The sequence below is a fragment of the Bacillus sp. sid0103 genome (assembly GCF_019219025.1).
Map to the genome: position 1 here is coordinate 1 of NZ_JAHUWN010000021.1, position 17,999 is coordinate 17,999.

The 17,999-nt window shown below is 38.8% G+C and carries 15 protein-coding genes; 1 reads left to right on the plus strand and 14 read right to left on the minus strand.

The features are described 5' to 3' along the window. Positions 1-316: 316 nt before the first annotated feature. From KW850_RS21310 to KW850_RS21345, 8 genes are all read right to left on the minus strand, one after another. Positions 317-913, minus strand: a complete 597-nt coding sequence (locus KW850_RS21310) for a class D sortase (RefSeq protein WP_218349779.1) — start codon at positions 911-913, stop codon at positions 317-319. Next, positions 913-2,079 (minus strand): processed acidic surface protein, encoded by a 1,167-nt coding sequence (locus KW850_RS21315; RefSeq protein WP_218349780.1) that lies wholly within the window; start codon positions 2,077-2,079, stop codon positions 913-915. The genes KW850_RS21310 and KW850_RS21315 overlap by 1 nt, the downstream gene beginning before the upstream one ends. Before the next feature lie 483 nt (positions 2,080-2,562). Further along, positions 2,563-2,946: a VOC family protein gene (locus KW850_RS21320; protein ID WP_218349781.1), complete on the minus strand. Its 384-nt coding sequence runs from the start codon at positions 2,944-2,946 to the stop codon at positions 2,563-2,565. Between the two features lie 242 nt (positions 2,947-3,188). After that, positions 3,189-4,082: a carbohydrate ABC transporter permease gene (locus KW850_RS21325; protein WP_218349782.1), complete on the minus strand. Its 894-nt coding sequence runs from the start codon at positions 4,080-4,082 to the stop codon at positions 3,189-3,191. Positions 4,083-4,099: 17 nt separating this feature from the next. After that, the gene (locus KW850_RS21330) at positions 4,100-4,975 is read right to left on the minus strand and encodes a carbohydrate ABC transporter permease (RefSeq protein ID WP_218349783.1); all 876 of its coding nucleotides are present in this window, start codon (positions 4,973-4,975) and stop codon (positions 4,100-4,102) included. 208 nt (positions 4,976-5,183) lie between these two features. Further along, positions 5,184-6,473 carry an extracellular solute-binding protein gene (locus tag KW850_RS21335; RefSeq protein WP_218349877.1) on the minus strand — a complete coding sequence of 430 codons (1,290 nt, stop codon included), beginning with the start codon at positions 6,471-6,473 and terminating at the stop codon, positions 5,184-5,186. A gap of 136 nt (positions 6,474-6,609) precedes the next feature. After that, entirely contained in the window at positions 6,610-7,395 is a 786-nt protein-coding gene (locus KW850_RS21340) for a response regulator transcription factor (RefSeq protein WP_218349878.1), read from the minus strand. Further along, positions 7,364-9,142 (minus strand): sensor histidine kinase, encoded by a 1,779-nt coding sequence (locus tag KW850_RS21345; RefSeq protein WP_218349784.1) that lies wholly within the window; start codon positions 9,140-9,142, stop codon positions 7,364-7,366. Before KW850_RS21345 ends, KW850_RS21340 begins: the two co-directional genes overlap by 32 nt. A 173-nt stretch (positions 9,143-9,315) precedes the next feature. Between KW850_RS21345 and KW850_RS21350 the strand changes: the two genes are divergently transcribed. Beyond that, positions 9,316-9,930 (plus strand): YesL family protein, encoded by a 615-nt coding sequence (locus tag KW850_RS21350; RefSeq protein ID WP_218349785.1) that lies wholly within the window; start codon positions 9,316-9,318, stop codon positions 9,928-9,930. Between the two features lie 72 nt (positions 9,931-10,002). Here KW850_RS21350 and KW850_RS21355 read toward each other — a convergent pair whose 3' ends face one another. The 6 genes from KW850_RS21355 to KW850_RS21380 all read right to left on the minus strand — a co-directional run bounded on the left by KW850_RS21355 (position 10,003) and on the right by KW850_RS21380 (position 17,993). Then, the gene (locus tag KW850_RS21355; RefSeq protein ID WP_218349786.1) at positions 10,003-10,605 is read right to left on the minus strand and encodes a polysaccharide deacetylase family protein; all 603 of its coding nucleotides are present in this window, start codon (positions 10,603-10,605) and stop codon (positions 10,003-10,005) included. 12 nt (positions 10,606-10,617) lie between these two features. Then, positions 10,618-11,601 (minus strand): aldo/keto reductase, encoded by a 984-nt coding sequence (locus KW850_RS21360; RefSeq protein ID WP_218349787.1) that lies wholly within the window; start codon positions 11,599-11,601, stop codon positions 10,618-10,620. Between the two features lie 46 nt (positions 11,602-11,647). Beyond that, positions 11,648-13,147: a xylulokinase gene (gene xylB, locus KW850_RS21365; RefSeq protein WP_218349788.1), complete on the minus strand. Its 1,500-nt coding sequence runs from the start codon at positions 13,145-13,147 to the stop codon at positions 11,648-11,650. Between the two features lie 79 nt (positions 13,148-13,226). After that, the gene (gene xylA / locus KW850_RS21370; RefSeq protein WP_218349789.1) at positions 13,227-14,558 is read right to left on the minus strand and encodes a xylose isomerase; all 1,332 of its coding nucleotides are present in this window, start codon (positions 14,556-14,558) and stop codon (positions 13,227-13,229) included. Between the two features lie 322 nt (positions 14,559-14,880). Continuing rightward, positions 14,881-16,362 carry a glycoside hydrolase family 5 protein gene (locus tag KW850_RS21375; protein ID WP_218349790.1) on the minus strand — a complete coding sequence of 494 codons (1,482 nt, stop codon included), beginning with the start codon at positions 16,360-16,362 and terminating at the stop codon, positions 14,881-14,883. 29 nt (positions 16,363-16,391) lie between these two features. Further along, entirely contained in the window at positions 16,392-17,993 is a 1,602-nt protein-coding gene (locus tag KW850_RS21380; protein WP_218349791.1) for a glycoside hydrolase family 43 protein, read from the minus strand. Positions 17,994-17,999: the final 6 nt, after the last annotated feature.

Genomic DNA, 17,999 nt, shown 5'->3' on the forward strand with positions numbered 1-17,999 from the left:
CTGTCTACGCTTAAAGACTAATGTTACCATTAGCCCTCCAAGACTCGCTACGAGCGAATGGCTAGTTCTTACTCGGCGGGAATCCCACCCGCTATATGATACGACCTAGGCTCGGCCGCACAACTGCTCCGTTAGTCGAATAAGAAAAAAGGATTGTCGCTGATATCCTTCTTGAATTCATGCATCCGTTTTAAAAGGCTATTTTTTTAAGGTGCAAATTTCCTGTTGCATCTAATATCTGTATTACAAATAATCCCTCTTAGCCAAAGGTTAAGAGGGAAATGTATAAATAGAGGTAACTATATGATACTGGCGATTAATTGGAGCTAATTAAATCTGCTATTAAAATATAGCGCTGCGGTGCGTCACCAATGTATGAAAATGGATAACACGTCGTAACCGTCAGAGTAGCCCTCGGTTTAGGGACAATCACGGTCCGATCATCGGCATCAACAATCCGTGTTCTTCTTACTTTATAAATAAACTTGCCCGCAGATGTCCTCACAATGAATAAATCACCTTTTCCGATTTTCCCCAGCTGTCTAAACACTGTATCCCTGTGTCCTGAAAGAACTGAATTATCCTTTTCGCCAGGCAGCACGCTACCTGCAAAGTGGCCGACTCCTTTCTCCAGTTCATCTTCATTTGCCCCATGAAAAATCGGCAGGGTCTTAGAAAGTTTCGGGATGTCCAGTTCTCCGATTCGATCCCCTATTTTGTAACGGACTGAATAAAGAGACTTCGAACCAATTTTTTCTTTTACTACTTTGGGTGCCATTTTTTCCTGTTTATTTTGGAATTGACCCACATTTGTTTGTTGAAAAATGGGCCTGATGTTTGATAACACAATCCCTATTCCTACCAGGACTAGGAAGATGCTAATCCACTTTCGAGCCGGAATTTTCCTTTTCATTAGGCTTGCTCTTTCCTCTTGCGGTAAAAAATGACACCTACAAGAATCATTAATAAACCAACCAGTACCCACTCCATATAATGGCCTGCTGTATTTGGAAGTTTACCACCTTTAATCGTTCGTGGCTGCTTTTCCTTTGTGCTTTTTACTGCCGTTTCGATTTTTTTTACAGTCTTTTCAACTTTTTTCACATCATTTACCGTTTCGTCAATTAATTCAGAATTAAGCATGTCTGCAGGAAATAACGCATCTGCGAGAAGCTCACCCTTTTTATTATAAAGCTCGATTAACAAGCCATAACCTTGAGCATCTTTCATCTTGACAAGCTCATTCATGGTAACTGGTTTCTTTTTACTTCCCTTTACTAGATAAAACCTCGGCTCTAATTCAACTATGTTAAAGATTTCTTCTACAATGCTGACCAACTCGGCAGCCTGTCCAGTTGTAAGCTCGCTGGCACTTTCTAAATCAATGAATGGTTCAAGGCGTTTCTCAATTGATTCCATTTTTTCATTAACCGTAGCTTCATCTAGTTTAAGGCTCTCAAAATGGGCCATCATTGCCATGATTTCGTTTTCTGTAATGCCTATTTTGGAAACAATATCCTCTATTTCATTTCCGCCCAAATACAAAGCTACAGCCATATCCAGATCTTCAATCGTTTCATAATTGTCCAGTGAATCGTCATTTTTTTTCAATAAATCCTTCAATTCCTGAATGGTCAAATCATAATCTTCAAGAAGTTCATTGAGGTTTTCATCTGTAATCGGGGTGCCGCTTTCTTCTGTATAATAAAAAACAGTATCATCAAGGGCATTCATATATCGAAAGACATCCCTAACATTTTCACCTTTTTCCATTTCCCCGTTTTCAATAAGGAAAGCAACAAGGTCTTCTTCATTTTGAAACTCGTAATCTTTTATTAATTTGTGTAGATTTTCTTCAGTAATGGGCTCACCTAGTGTTTCTTTTAATTCATCAATAGTAGAAAAATCTTTCAAACTCATATCATAGAAATATTCCAGATAGGAGTCTAAATCTTCTTCTGTCCAATTATTTTCGTTTAAAAATGCATTTAGCTCATCTGGTGCGACTGCATTACCAACAGCTGGAAAACAACCAAACAGAAGGATGACTGCCAATAAAATCTTTTGAAATTTCTTCACTTTTTTATTTCCCCCTATATTTTTTAAAAAACAGAAAAAAAAGTGTTCCAACTATGTATTTTAGAGGAAAAATGAGGGGAAAAATAGAGTTTTATGTATGGAAATATCAAATAATAATTTAATAAACTTGGGTCTTTTTCTTCTTCACCCCTAAAAGTTATTGATTATTACCTTTATATTACAATAAAATCCCTTCATTCCTTCTTTCATTAACCTGCTTGTTAGTGCAACAACTAAAAAGGCTCTACTCCTCTAGAAGTAAAGCACCCTTAGTTTAAGCGAACTTATTCACAATTGGTACATTTCTATTGCAGAATGAGAACAATGTCATTTATCTTTAAACCTTAAACATGTATAACCCCGTCCTAAAATTAGGACAGGGTTAATATAAAGTTGTTTAATTGTTGATAAAAACACTTCACCCAACTTAAAACATACCAATAAAATCGTTTAGAACTAGGTTACAACTATTTCTACATAAAGTTACTGCTGCAATATCTGAATAAGGTTGCCGCATGTATCGTCGAAGACAGCTATTGTGACTTCGCCCATTTTTGTCGGCTCCATAGTAAACTTCACGCCGTTTTCCAATAATCGTTTGTACTCTTTATGAATATCTGCAACGCCAAACATTGTTGCTGGAATGCCTTCGGCAAATATCTTCTTTTGATACTCCTTTGCGGCAGGATGCTCATTCGGTTCGAGTAAAAGCTCGGTACCGTCATGAGCATCGGGAGAAACAAGCGTAATCCACCTAAATTTCCCCATAGGAACGTCATGCTTTTTTACAAATCCCAGCTTTTCTGAATAAAATTCCAGTGCCTTATCTTGGTCTTGTACGAATATACTGGTAACAATGATTTTCATAATGTTTTGCCTCCTTTGATATTTGGGTAGTTTTGGACATCTTTATTAATTGTACAATACTTATTGTCCATCATAAAAAATGATGTCGATCGGTATATCAAAATCCTTAAATCTCCGGCAGAAACCTTGATAAATAAAGAAAAAGACGTATGCCAATTCACACGTCATTTCTAGTGTCATTTATTAAGTTAGCACCCGAAAACGGACTCTTTACAATAATACAAGTCAGCTTTTTCTCACTATTACCCTTTTACAGACCCTGCTGCAATACCTTCTACAATGCGGTCACTTAAAATAAAGTAAGCAATCAATACTGGGATAATACTAATCATCAGAGTTGCACCAATCGCACCCCAGTCAGTCAAATACTGTCCTACGAAGTTGTTTACCCCAACCGTAATTGTTTTCCATTTGTCGGAGCTAAGGAACGTATTAACAAATACGAATTCGTTCCAGTTATAGATCATGTTGATAATGACAGTAGTTGAAAGTACCGGTACTGTCATTGGCAGGGTAATTTGGAAGAAGATCCGATGGATGGAGCAGCCATCCACAACCGCCGCTTCTTCAATCTCCCTTGGAAGAGTTTTGTAAAATCCAGTTAGAATCATAATCGTAATGGGCAAATTGAACGCTACATAGGATAAAATAACGGAAATTGGATTATCAATCAGATTTGCTGTTTTAAAGAAATTGAATAGTGGAATTAAGGTTGAATGAAGTGGAATCATATATCCCGCCATAAATAAACCAAGAACAAGTCCACTCCATTTCCAATACATTCTTGTGATTGCAAACGTTACGAAACTGGCAAGAATTACGGTAAGCGCAACCGCTACGACGGTGTACAACACACTATTAAAGAAGTAAACATCGATATGACCCGCTGTCCAAGCCTTAGCATAGTTGCCCCACTGAGGATTTTGCGGAAGCGCAAACGGGGACATCCCAAAAACCTCTTGATTGGTTTTTAAGGAAAATAAAGATAACCACACTAACGGGTAAATTTGAATAATCGCAATAACCCCCAGGATAAAGTACAATAGTCCGTATCCAATTCTACTTCCTAGTGATTTACTGGTTTTATAATAAGTTGATAGGGTCGTTTTTTGTATTTCAACTGCAACCTTACTCATTCTTTTCACTCCCCTTTTTAAAATTCAACATCTTTAGAAGATAGTAATTTTTGAATTAACCATGTTGCCACAAGACAGATGATTAGTAAGCCGAATCCAATCGCACTTCCGTAACCGAAGTTATATTTACTAAATGCTTCTGTATACATGTAAGATGCCATAACTTCACTCGCACCGTTAGGTCCGCCTCCGGTTAACACGAAGATCAAGTCAAAATACTTTAATGAACCGACAATCGCTAGGATAACCATGACTTTAATGACACCTGCAATAAGAGGAACCTTAATTTTATAAGCAATTTGAATCGGAGTTGCTCCATCAATTTTCGCTGCTTCGACCAGTTCTTCCGGCACGTTTTTTAAGGCAGCATAGAAAATAATGATATAGAAGCCTGCATATTGCCAAACGATTGGAAAGAAGAGGGCAAATAAGACTATTTTAGAATCCGCTAACCAAAGCGGAGGATTTTCAACACCTACCAACACTAGCAATCTGTTAATCATACCGTTCGTTGGGTCAAAAATCTTTGCCCAAAGCTGTCCAATAGCCACAGAAGATAATAACATTGGGATTAAGTAAATTTTTCTTAAAAAATTGGCTCCTTTAATTTTACTTGCTAAAATCAACGATAAAATTAGATAACCAACCAAGCTCACTGTGGAAAAAATACCGAGTAACAGGGAATGCCATGTACTTTGCCAAAACTTTTTGTCCTGGACTAACTCTATGTAGTTTTCAATACCGATAAACTTCATCTTGCCGATGCCGTTCCAGTCCATCAAACCATAATATCCAGTTAAGACAATTGGGATATAAATTAATAACAGGATAAGAATTAAGGCAGGAAGTACGTAAAGGCTGATTACCCATTTGTTTGACATTACACTTTTCATATTGATACTCCCTTCATCGAAAAGCGTAAGCGCCTTGGTCAGGGGCGACAGGCATAAGTCGAGCCGGCGAGAAGGCTGCCTTTTAGCCTTCTTGACGGATTGGCTTATGACCCGAGCCACTAGGCGCTGAAGCTAGACACTAAAATTGTATAAAACATAGAGGGCATAACCTGTATGCCCTCTACACCTGAAATTCTAATGGGTCATTTTACTTTTGCTCTTTAGCAAGTTCATCCGCATGTTGCTTGACAAACTCCTTCGGCGTCACTTGTTTTCCAAATAGAGCCGTTACTAAATCATGGTGTAATTCTGATACAGCCGGGCTGGATTGAGTATCAAAGTAGGTCGTTACGTTCGATGCTTCACCCAAATCCTTTAAGATTTCAATGTACATTGGAGCAAGATCCATGCTAGATGTGTCTACTTTCGTTGCAGGAATAACGCCAGCATCTGTAACTGATTTTTCTCCCCATCTCTTCACAAAATAGCCAACAAAATCTTTTGCTTCCTTTTGAACTTTAGAATCTTTCGCTACGAATAAACCAACCCCAGGGCCGCCTACGTAGCTGTTGATGCTTGTACCTTTTCCGCCTTCATAAGTTGGGAACTTGAAATAGCCAATCTTATCTTTAAATTCTTGTTTAACATCTGGGCTTGTTGTGTAGTTTGGTAACTCCCAAGTAGCCGTTAAGAACATCGCTGCTTGTTCGTTCATGAAATAACCTTTTGCATCGTCATTTGATAATGCGCTCGCACCTTTAACAAATCCGCCCATGTCAACAAGGTTTTGTACCTCTTCAGCTGCTTTTACAATAGCTGGATCATCCATTTTTGCTTTACCTTTAATAACATCTGTTAGAATGGTAGACCCGCCAATCCGGTCTGCTAGATACATAAACCAGAAAGATGCTGGCCAGCCGTCTTTTGCACCTACTGTCGCAGGAACAACGCCATTATCTGCTAAAGTTTTAACAACATTTTTATACTCTGAGAAAGTCTTTGGAACTTCAAGATTATATTTCTTGAAAATTTCTTTGTTGTAGAACACGTAGGAAATATTTAATTCTAGTGGAAGACCATATGTTTTTCCGTCCACTGCATACGATTCTTTTACACCAGGGATAAACGCATCTTTAAGATCTGCATCCCCCTCTACGATATCATCCAGTGGAGCTAACATATTACCTTCTACATAAGGCTTAATGAATCCATCTGACCAAGTCATGCCAATATCAGGAAGTTCATTAGATGAAGCTAACACCTTAAGCTTTTCTCTGTATTGATCATTATTTAAAATTTCAGTTTCAATTTTTACATTATGATCTTTTTCATATTCACTAATGATGTCTTTTACAATGGAGAACTGAGCATTCGAGCTGCCTTCCGGCCATAAATGCATGAATTTGATAACTTTTTTACCATCTGAACTGCTTTCCTCAGATGAACTTGAGGAAGAGCAACCCGCAAGCGCTAGAGAGACAAGCATGATTACAGACATAAAGATTGCAACCGTTTTCTTTTTTAACAATGTGATTCCCCCTATGACCTTTTTCTAGATTTTACTTACATTTATAGTCTACATTCAGATAGTTTTGAAAAATAGGTCACAACGATTAGGAAAAATACTACTATTTTTAGAAAGCCCTTTCATTATTGTCCTTTCGGTATGCGCTTGGTGTCATTCCCTCTAGTTCTCTAAAGATCTTAATAAAATATTTAGCTGTTTTATACCCGGATTCTTCTGCAATATCGTTAATTGGAAGATTAGTAGATATCAATAATTCTTTCGCACGCTGGATTCTTCGTCGGGTTACATATTCACTGAATGTTAATTTGACATGTTCTTTAAATAGGACACTTAGGTAACTCGGATTTAAATGAACATGATCGGCTACTTCCTTTTGGGATAACTCATTTTTTAAATTGTTGTTGATATAATCAATCGCTTCCCTAATCGGCTCACGGTTGGAAGGATTTTGGGTATTAGCATCAACGAGTTTCGTATCCACAACCTTTTCAATCAATCCGGCCCGTTCTTTTTTCTCAACCGTTTGAACTGCTTCCTCCACGGCCTCTATTAACGCCTTTTTACTAATGGGTTTTAGTAAATAGTTAATAACACCCAAACGAAGGGCTTCCTGGGCATATTCAAACTCGGAATATGCCGAAATAACAATGATGACAGGGTATATATTTTGTTCTTTCGCGATTTTTAATAATTGTAAACCCGTTATTTCAGGCATATGGATGTCTGTGATGAGGATATGCACTTTATGTTGCTTCATCAGTTCAATAGCTTCTTCTCCATTCGAAGCTATATTTATTTGATATTGTCCATTTGCCCAAGTATCTAATGTTTTCTTAAGCCCTTGGCGAGTTCTTGGTTCATCATCCACGATTAAAATTGTCTTTGTATTCAACATGGTTTTCCTCCCCCTTTACCGGTATGACAAACGAAACCGTTGTACCAATGTTTACTTCACTCATAATGGTAAGTCCACTTTTTAGACGATCAGGATAGTATAATTCCAAGCGTTTGTGAACATTGGAAATCGCCATTCCGTTGCCGTTTTTAGAGATGATTCCGCCTGATTGAATGGCCTGTTTAATAGAATCTAATTTTTCTTGATGGATTCCCGGGCCGTTATCTTCAACAAGTATTTGCAGGTACTCTTGATCCGCCGTTGGTTGAATCGTAACCGATATCGTACATGGCTTCATCGTATTCCCTGCTCCATGCAGAACCGCATTTTCGACTAACGGCTGAATCAACAGTTTTGGAATTTTAACGTGTCCTGTTTCAAGAGGCAGGTTTGACTTCCATTTTAAGTGATCACCAAAACGCATCTTCATAATCTCCATATAGTCTTCAATATGTTGGATTTCGTTCTTTATTGGGACCCAATCTCCATCGTTTTGTTTGGTTATTGTATATCGGAATAAGTTTGACATGGCCACGACAAACTCTGCCAGCTCTTCCTCATCCTTATCCTCAAGCGTCCACTTAAGTGCGTCCAATGTATTAAACAGAAAATGGGGATTAATTTGCGCTTGTAATGCTTTTAATTCACTCCGACTTCGGGTAATTTCCTTTTGATATACCATTTTAATCAGATGATTGGTTTCTTTAACCAGTTGGTTATAGGTACTATTTAATTCATTGATTTCATTGACAGTGGTAACACTGGGGTTCATTGTTAATGAACCTGCGCTTGCCTGTTGCATCGTTTTCGTTAATTTAATAATCGGCCTTGTAATAAAAGTAGATAGGAATAACGAACTGATCAAAAAGATAATGAATCCAATAATCCCAGAAATAATAATCCCTGATCGTAATACCGTAATTCCTTCTGTCAGAGCTTTAATCGGTGTTAAGATAACCAGTGTCCATTCGGTATCATTCGACATTTGTTTTGTCATCATATACTCCTGGTTATTCAATGAAAGAGTAGGAGCTTCATTTTTTATAATCGGTTTGAGAGACTTATTATAGTTTGATAGAATCGGCTTTGAATTTTGATCTAATAATATCGAATACTGGTTTTCAATATTGGTTTCGTCTTGGTCCACGAACTGAAGATAATTTCGATAGATACTAATGAGCAGATATCCGCCATTTGCGTAGTTACGCCCCATTAAATTCACTCGTCTTAGAGCGAGGATGTTATCCGAGTTACGTGGATCATCACCGATCCAAACCAGTCGTCCATTCGCGTTATCAGCCTGCTGGATCCACTTCCCGTCAATTCTAGTGACTAAATTCGTATCATCTAATGGAATTAATCGGTTCATCGTATTTGTATAAAGTTCAAAAGAAAAAATCCCCTCTGTATTAGCTTGTATGGTAGTCACAATTCCCTCTAATTGCTGGCGCTCGGCAAAAGAAATAGGGTTTCCTCCATATGCTTTAGTTAAGGTTCTTTGAATCGTATCATTCGTCATGACCAGTTTCGAGGCCATGCTAATTTGTTTATATAAAGATTCTAATCTTCCATTTGCCTCGACTGCTGTCTGGTGAATTTGTTTTTCAGCATTATTTTTCAGCAAAGTTGATACTCTATTAAAAGTTAACAGGCCGACAATCAATAAAACAATCAGCATAACGACTAAAAATACGACGAGTATTTGATTTCGTAATGTGTTCCATTTGTGTAATTTTGAGAACATATAATCGCCCTTTTAGGATAGTTTTTATCTAATATATCGTATTTTGTCGAATTCCGTAATATTATTTTAAAAAATCAAAAATCTGTCAATTTTTTAAAAGTTAGTCATGTTCAATATAGGTTCAATGGTCTATAATTGTATAAAATTAAGCACCATAAAGAAGGGGAATTTTTATGAATAAGCTATCAATGAGTGGTCTTTATACCCTGACCGAGTGGATCACTAAGTTTGCCTATGTTAATTTATTATGGATTGGCTTCTCACTCCTTGGACTCGTGTTGTTTGGAATTAGCCCTGCGACCGTGGCAATGTTTACAGTTATACGGAAATGGATCATGGGTGAAAGTGATATCCCTGTGTTTCAAACCTTTTGGGGCACCTATAAAAAAGAGTTTTTTAGAAGTAATGGATTAGGACTGGCTCTCGCTATATTAGCCAGTATTATTTATATTGATCTGAACTATATAAAAATCGATAGTAGCATTCAAATTCCTTTATACCTAATTATTTTCGCGATGTTCATGACGGTATTGTATATATTCCCCGTTTACGTTCACTATGAAGTTAAGTTTATCCAATTGTTTAAAAACGCTTTCTTCATCATGCTAGTGAATCCGGTTCCTAATATTATGATGATTATTGGGTTTATCGCTGCGATTTTTGTCATGAGGTTTATACCGGCACTACTGTTTATCTTTGGCGGGAGCATTACGGCGGGAATCATCATGGCATCCTGTTATCTAGCGTTTCAAAAAATCGAAAAGAAAAAAGGGCATGCAGCAGCTTAACACTCATAGAATTACTCATGTGAAACTGGAGTAGCAAAAGGAAGCACAAACTCTTATTGTGCTTCCTCTTTTTTATGCTAATTTTAATAGTTCGCTGACGGTAACTAGTTGATAGCCTTGTGATGTTAACTCAGAAACTAGCTTTCGAACCGCTTCTATCGTTTGTGAACGGTCCCCATAGCCATCATGAAAAATTAAAATACTGCCATTTTTTATCCCTTCTCTTGATTTTTCGAGGATGTGCTCCACACCGGGCTGTTCCCAGTCCTGAGCCTTTAAATTTAGTGCACCAATCATGGGATATCCCTTCTGCTCGATTAATGAAACCGTGTTCTGATTATAATCTAGGTAAGGAGGACGAAAGACAACAGGTTTTCGTCCGGCCAGCTCCTCTATTAATTTCTCATTTTGTTCGATTTCCTCTAAACATTCGGCAGTACTTAACAGAGATAATTTCGGGTGAGTGAAAGTATGATTTCCGATTTCATGTCCCAGGGAAGCAACTTGTTTTACCACCTCAGGATATTTCTTCATTTGCTCACCAATCATAAAGAAGGTAGCTTTTCCAACTGCCTCTGAAAAAATCTCTAATACTTGGGGTGTATAGGTGGGATTGGGCCCATCATCAAACGTAATCGCCACTGCCTTACGCGATGTAGGAACTTCGTTAATCAAAGTGCCCCCCCCTCAATACGGACCTCTAATATTATCCTTTACTTTTTCCTGATAGAATCGTTGAATCTCATGCTTTTCTTCTTCTGAGAATGGTTTTGTCTGAAGTGCTGAGAGATTTTCCTCAACCTGTTTAACATTCTTAAACCCAGGAATAATACAAGTAATCTCATTTTGGTCCAAAATCCAGCGCAGGGCCGCGCTCGCCATCGATTTCCGGCCTTCTGCAATCCACCTTAACTGATCAGCTAATTCTACGCCCTTGCGGAACCCGAGACCTGCAAAGGTTTCCCCAACATTAAAGGCCTCTCCATTTTCATTAAAACGACGGTGGTCATCAGCTTCAAAAACATGCTCAGCCGTAAACTTACCAGTGAGCAGACCGCTGGCAAGCGGTAATCTTACGAGAAGCCCTACCCCTTTTTGATAAGCCTCCGGGATTAATTTCTCTAAAGGCTTTTGGCGGAACATATTAAAGATGATTTGCAGGCTCTTCACATTTGGATATTCCAAACAAATAAGACCTTCTTCAACAGTTTCCACACTAACTCCATAATGACGGATTTTTCCTTCCTGCTTCAGCCGATCCAGTACTTCAAAAACACTGCCATCCTTCAAAATCTCCGTTGCCGGGCAATGAATTTGATACAAATCAATCGCCTCTCTATTCAAACGGCGAAGACTGTCTTCACAATAGTCACTGACTTTTTCATAGCTATAATTTTTCGGATCAAAAATGTCGCCCTGACGGCAAAACTTTGTTGCGACATAAATCTGGTCTTCCCTGCCTTTTGTGGCTTTGGCCAGTAACTCTTCACTATGACCGTCCCCATATACATCTGCGGTATCAAAAAAGTTAACACCCTGGTCAATCGCATATTCCAAAGATTTCAGTGCTTCTGTGTCATTTGTTTTCCCCCAAGCACCACCGATTGCCCATGTGCCAAAACTAACCTCACTGGTCATGATTCCTGTATTACCTAGTTCACGATAATTCATGTTATTAACTCCTTTATAAAGAGAGCTGACCTAGGCCAGCTCTCCGTTACTTTCTAAACTCTCTTAATTGCTCATTTAATTCCTTTGTTTGTGTATACACTTGTTGATAAATACTAAATAGCTTTTTATATGCTTCCACATTTTCCTGAATCGGATCATAGGTTTTTGAAGTTTGGATAAATTCTTGTGCACATTCTTTTAGGGACGTATACCAGCCGCAGCCGTAAGCTGCTAACATTGCTGCACCCATTCCAGGACCTTGCTCGCTTGTAAGCTTTTCAATTTTTGCGTTAAAAATATCTGCCTGCATTTGCAGCCATGTGTCGTTTTTCGCTCCACCGCCAATAGAGATAATTGAATCAATCGTCTTACCGCTGCTTCTAAAAATCTCAATCGATTCATGTAAGGAGAATGTAATTCCTTCAAGCACTGCACGGGCAAAGTGCTTACGCTCATGGGAACCATCGACCCCAATAAAACTGCCGCGAATCGTTGAATCCGCATGCGGCGTTCTTTCCCCTACAATATAAGGCGAAAATAATAATCCGTTGCTTCCTGTCGGTACTTCATCCACACCTGCTAATAGCTGTTCAAATGCTTCTTCCTTTGCAAACGAATCTTTAAACCAGCTTAAACTATAGCCTGCTGCGAGAGTTACTCCCATGGTATAGTAAGCATTTTCTTCACTGTGATTAAAATAATGAACCTTTCCCTCAAAATCGAGGTCATTTCGTTCTTCATAGGAAAGAACAACTCCAGAGGTTCCGATACTGCATAAGGTTTTTCCTTCCGTTAAAATCCCTGAACCAATGGCACCGCAAGCATTGTCAGCTCCACCCGCGAACACTTTTACAGCTTCAGACAATCCCGTTTCTTGGGCAAATTCAGCTTTAACAGTACCCACAAATGCATGAGATTCTACTAGCGAAGGACAGAAATCAGCTGAAATACCAAAGGCTTCTATTATTTCATGACTCCATTTGCGTTTTGCTACATTTAATAGTAAGGTTCCTGCAGCATCAGAGTACTCCATATGAACGTTTCCAGTAATTCGGTAACGCAGATAATCCTTTGGAAGCAAAAATACGCTGGCACGTTCAAAAACTTCAGGTTCGTTTTCTTTTACCCAGAGAATTTTAGGTAAAGTAAAGCCCTCAAGCGCAGGGTTCTTCGTTACTTCTAATAAACGCTGACTGCCAACAACATCGTAAATCTCCTGGCATTGTTTACTCGTCCTTGTGTCATTCCATAGAATCGCATTTCTTAGTACTTGGTTGTTTTCATCTAATAATACAAGACCATGCATCTGCCCAGAGAAAGAGATACCCTCGATATCGTTTACGTCTCCATCGAATTGTTCAATGAGGTCCGCTAATCCAGCCGAGGTCTTTTCTACCCATTCTTCCGGGTCTTGTTCACTATAGCCTGATCTTTCAATAATGAGAGGATATGATTTGGACACTTCTTTGCAAACTTCACCATGTTGATTGACAAGTAATATCTTTACTGCACTCGTTCCAAGGTCAACACCAATTACGTATTTCATCCGTATCATCCTTTTCTTATAAAAATGTGCTGGAGTAATATACTGCCAGCACATTTTCTATGATTATATAAAGTAGTAATTAAACAGTTACACTTGAAAGTGTTTCTAGTAAATATTGATTAATTAAAGCTTTTAGGCGCTCTGTTCTGCCTGAGATGTTTTTAATTTCTGTTAACTGAAGTGCATAAGCTTCAAGTTCACGGAAGTTTGTTTTTCCTTCTACGATGTCTAAGCCAATTCCTTTTGTATAGCTGCTGTAACGCTCTTCGATAAAGCTATCAAGGACTTTATCTTCGATTAACTTGTTAGCAACTTTTAGGCCGATCGCAAATGCGTCCATACCAGCAATATGTGCGTGGAATAGATCTTCTGCTTCAAATGAACCTCTTCTTACCTTTGCATCGAAGTTTAAGCCGCCTTTTCCTAAGCCGCCATTTTTCAGAATTTCGTACATGGCTAATGTATTGGTATACAAGTCAGTTGGGAATTCATCTGTATCCCATCCAAGCAGTGTATCACCTTGGTTAGCATCAACAGATCCAAGCATTCCGTTAATACGAGCAGTTCTTAATTCGTGCTCGAACGTGTGACCAGCTAAAGTAGCGTGGTTTGCTTCAATATTAAACTTGAAGTAGTCTGTTAAATCATATTTTTGCAAGAATGCTAGACCAGTAGCCACATCGAAATCATATTGATGTTTGGTAGGCTCTTTTGGTTTTGGCTCAATTAGGAATGGTACGTTTAGGCCGATTTCTTTCGAATAATCTACTGCCATATGAAAAAAGCGTGCTAAGTTATCTTGTTCCAACTTCATGTCCGTATTGAGAAGTGTTTCGTAACCTTCACGTCCGCCCCAGAATACATAGTTTTCTGCCCCAAGCTCTTTTGCTACTTCTAACGCTTTTTTCACTTTCGCTGCAGAGTAAGCAAAAACATCTGCATTTGGAGCAGTAGCCGCACCATGAACATATCTAGGATTAGTAAACATGTTTGCCGTGTTCCACAGTAATTTTGTCTTGCTTGTTTTCATGTATTCTTTAATCATCGCAACAATTACGTCTTGGTTCTCATTTGTTTCTTTTAACGTGCTTCCTTCTGGAGCAATATCGACATCATGGAAAGCAAAGAAAGGAACATTTAATTTTTCAAAAAGTTCAAATGCAGCTTCCACGCGCGCTTTCGCTAAATCTAATCCTTTAAGATGATCCCACGGACGGATTGCAGTACCTACTCCAAATGGATCGGTACCATCTGCAGTAAATGTGTGCCAGTATGCAACGGAGAAACGAAGAATTTCTTCCATTGTTTTGCCGTTTATTTTTTCTTCTGGATTATAATACTTAAATGCTAAAGGGTTTTTAGATGACGCACCTTCAAATTGAATTTTTTTAACTGTTTCGAAATAAGCCATGGGGTTATTCCTCCTAGTAATTTAATAGTATTAGATTAACTATGTAAATGCTTTCACTTCATAATCAAATTATAGCACCACAAACTTAGTTTGTCCATTAGATAAACTAAGTTTATAAAAGGATTTTTAACATGGGCCTCATCTGCCATCGCTCCTTTTTCATCCCAATTATTTGTAGACATTCCTACAATTCTTAAAATGAACTTAAAGAGAAAGCTGATTTCAAAAGGATTTTTGAGCACTCTTTTTGAAATCAGCCTTTAATTAGTGTGAAAAAATATTTTTTATTCGGTTCCGTTGATTATAGAATGCTGTATTTCGTTTAATTATTTCCTACCTCAACTTTTTCATTTGTGTGTTTTTTCAATACCTCAAGCAAGCCTTCGTTAACTTTGCAGTTTTTAAAGGCAAACGACTGCATAATAAGGTCAATTTCTTCCTCGGAAAAATCTTTAAAAATCTTCGCATACTCAGGCTGGATCAGCGCGCCGGCATAGACAGTCAGAATGACTTGAGAAAGGCTGGAAAGATTATAGGCGTGAGACATTTCCGGATTGACCACTTCTTCCAAATGGTTAGCTAATTCCTCAACAGATTGTCTTGCCTTAAAGCCTGGCAGCCAAATCATCCAATCGTCTGTATTTAATGTATGTTTCATTTTAAAAATGGAAGAAAGCCTCTGCATGTATTCCGATTCTGGATCAAGTGTCACTAATCCCATCACACCGACATCTTTATACGTCCAAGTGGTCCAATGAGCTCCAAATTCTTCAAAGATACTAAGTTGGTCATCCATCGCACGTAGGCGATCCGTAATTTCATTTTCTGGTCCATTATATACGGAACCGAACTCCCCTACCCATAAAGGAACATTATATTCTTGTGCAAACTCTGTACCTTGGTGATGATAAAATACTTCCTCTTGGACAGCCTTATCCCAGTACTTTCCACTTTCTACACGGGCTGTTTTCGCATCTGCTACTCCAGGGTAAGCACCAGGTCCGAAACCGGCTGCCGTATAGTTATGGCTGCTGTATACAAGATTTTTCGCAAAAGGAGCTTCTAAACCATCAAACAGCTTTGAATAGTTATCCCCCTCTAGGAAAATAATGTGGTCTGGGTCAATCGCGCGAATTGCTTCAACGACGCGTCGGTAAATACGATTCATCCTGTCCCAGGCGGGTTGATAATTGCCAAAGAATGTATGTGGGAAATCGCCGTGCGGTGTATTCACACATGGTTCATTCATGACGTTATACCCAGCAATAACTCCTCTTCCTTTGTAACGTCGAGCAAACTCTTCCCATAAAGCGACAAATCGGTCTTGATACGTTTTGTCATGCCAGAAAAAGCTATGACGTACATCATTATCGGAATGCCAGTGAGTATTTTGGAAGCCCTGCACGGCATGAAGGTCAAGTATAACGTAAAGTCCATACTTTTCGCATAAATCAATGATCTCGTCTAAGCGTTTAAATCCCGATTCTTTGTAAGTAAATGGTGCCTCATCATCCTCAAAATGGCGATAATTTAAAGGAATGCGTATGGTGGTTGCTCCCCAGCTTTTAATAAACTGAATATCGTCTTCACCGAAGAAGTAATGCAGCATCCGGTCAAATAAAAATTCAGCTTTTTCCTTACCAATCACTTCAGCAACGGTATGACGAAGAGCGTGTTCCGTCCCGGTGTAACCATTAATAAAGTCTTCCATATTCATCCATCCGCCAATACAGGTACCTCTTAGTTGAATGGTGTTACCGGTAGAATCGGTAATTTTTTTATTTTTTACTTGAAGCAAGTCCATGTCTATTCCACTCCTTTCAATGCAATGTACTAAAGTTCTTTATAAGTAAAATAGTCAAAATCAGCAGGTTGACTTGTTCCGCTTGTATTTTGACAATGCAGACCAACAAATGCACCTGTAAATCCATTAAGCCGGACATATTCGTCCGATAGTTTATAAGATTCAAAGGTTACAGGAATATAAGTCCAAGTTTCGTTATCAAAAGAATATGCGAATTGAAAGGTATGATTTCTGACTTTAACTTTTAAATGGACATACTCAACCGATTCTGGAACTTGAATTTCTGACCCCTGAAGCGGTTGTGAGAAAGCAAAGTTATCACAATTCATGATATCAATGATCCGGCCCTTTTCTTCATTCCAGGTAATTTGAACAGATGCCCAGTTTTCTGTATTATAATAGCAAACCAAGCCTGCAGCCTGCTGGAATGTGTTGGGCTGGAAGGAAACCGCTGTACCAGCATCAAAATGTAATGACTGCCAGCGCCGTGCAACCAAGGCTTGAGTAAAGCATGACGTTAATGACTCTTTTCCATAAAGGCGTAAATGTCCCGGTCTGTCGGTCAGGGACATAATATCTTCTGTTAATGGAATCCTTAATGACTGATAATGATGGTTCAAAGTTGGGCTGTCAAAGTGGTCAACCTCGTCATAATCTCGTTCCCATTTAACCTCTTCCATCTTTGGTGCTTCTACTTCAACAGAGCCTTGTTTTCCTCCCACAACATATGGCCAGCCGTCTCTCCATTCAAGTTTTTGAATGGCCGTCTCTCTTCCCAGCGGACAAAAACCTCGATAATCAAGTACCGGTTTATCATCTTGAGGCAGCGGTCTGCCAGTGAGATGCGCTAAATACCATTCATCTGTATGTGTTTGAACGATAGAGGCATGTCCGCATTTTTGCAAAGGATTTCTAGGATCATGCCAGGAAGTAAGGAATGGATGATCTGGGTGCAAATCATAAGGTCCCTCAATATTTTTTGATCTTGCTAGCGTTGCTGTATGAGCATATCTCGTTCCACCCTCTGCTGTCAGCAGATAGTAATAACCGTTGATATGATATAAATGCGGCCCCTCAGTCAGCCTAATGTCGGTTCCTTCAAAAATCACTTTCGGCTTTCCGATTAAACGACCTTCCTCATGAGAATATTCTTGTAAGACAATTCCCCCAAAAGAGTGTTTAAACGCTCTTTGGTCCCAAAGCATATTGATGATGTATTTTCTTCCATCCACATCATGGAATAAGGAAGGATCGAAACCTGAACTATTCAAATAGATCGGGTCGCTCCAATCACCATCAATCGTTTCACAGGTAGTCAAGTAATTGTGAGTGTCCTTCCACGCTCCCGAATGTTGTTTCACATCGGAATAAATCAACCAGAATTTGTCATCAGCATAGGTTAAGCATGGTGCCCACACACCGCCGGAATTGGGGTTCCCTTTCATATCAATAAGGGAAACCCGATTTAACGGACGTGATACAAGATGCCAGTTTACTAGATCCTTAGAATGATGGATTTGAACCCCAGGGAACCATTCAAAGGTAGATACCGCGATATAATAATCATCCCCGACCCTGCAAATGCTAGGGTCTGGATTAAAACCTTTTAATACAGGATTTTGGATTTTCATTTTGGT

Excerpts from the sequence above, each read along its gene's own strand:
- KW850_RS21310 (WP_218349779.1), bottom strand. The coding sequence starts at position 913 with ATGAAAAGGAAAATTCCGGCTCGAAAGTGGATTAGCATCTTCCTAGTC.
- KW850_RS21320 (WP_218349781.1), bottom strand. The coding sequence starts at position 2,946 with ATGAAAATCATTGTTACCAGTATATTCGTACAAGACCAAGATAAGGCA.
- KW850_RS21325 (WP_218349782.1), bottom strand. The coding sequence starts at position 4,082 with ATGAGTAAGGTTGCAGTTGAAATACAAAAAACGACCCTATCAACTTAT.
- KW850_RS21330 (WP_218349783.1), bottom strand. The coding sequence starts at position 4,975 with ATGAAAAGTGTAATGTCAAACAAATGGGTAATCAGCCTTTACGTACTT.
- KW850_RS21335 (WP_218349877.1), bottom strand. The coding sequence starts at position 6,473 with ATGTCTGTAATCATGCTTGTCTCTCTAGCGCTTGCGGGTTGCTCTTCC.
- KW850_RS21345 (WP_218349784.1), bottom strand. The coding sequence starts at position 9,142 with ATGTTCTCAAAATTACACAAATGGAACACATTACGAAATCAAATACTC.
- KW850_RS21350 (WP_218349785.1), top strand. The coding sequence starts at position 9,316 with ATGAATAAGCTATCAATGAGTGGTCTTTATACCCTGACCGAGTGGATC.
- KW850_RS21360 (WP_218349787.1), bottom strand. The coding sequence starts at position 11,601 with ATGAATTATCGTGAACTAGGTAATACAGGAATCATGACCAGTGAGGTT.
- xylB (WP_218349788.1), bottom strand. The coding sequence starts at position 13,147 with ATGAAATACGTAATTGGTGTTGACCTTGGAACGAGTGCAGTAAAGATA.
- xylA (WP_218349789.1), bottom strand. The coding sequence starts at position 14,558 with ATGGCTTATTTCGAAACAGTTAAAAAAATTCAATTTGAAGGTGCGTCA.
- KW850_RS21375 (WP_218349790.1), bottom strand. The coding sequence starts at position 16,362 with ATGGACTTGCTTCAAGTAAAAAATAAAAAAATTACCGATTCTACCGGT.
- KW850_RS21380 (WP_218349791.1), bottom strand. The coding sequence starts at position 17,993 with ATGAAAATCCAAAATCCTGTATTAAAAGGTTTTAATCCAGACCCTAGC.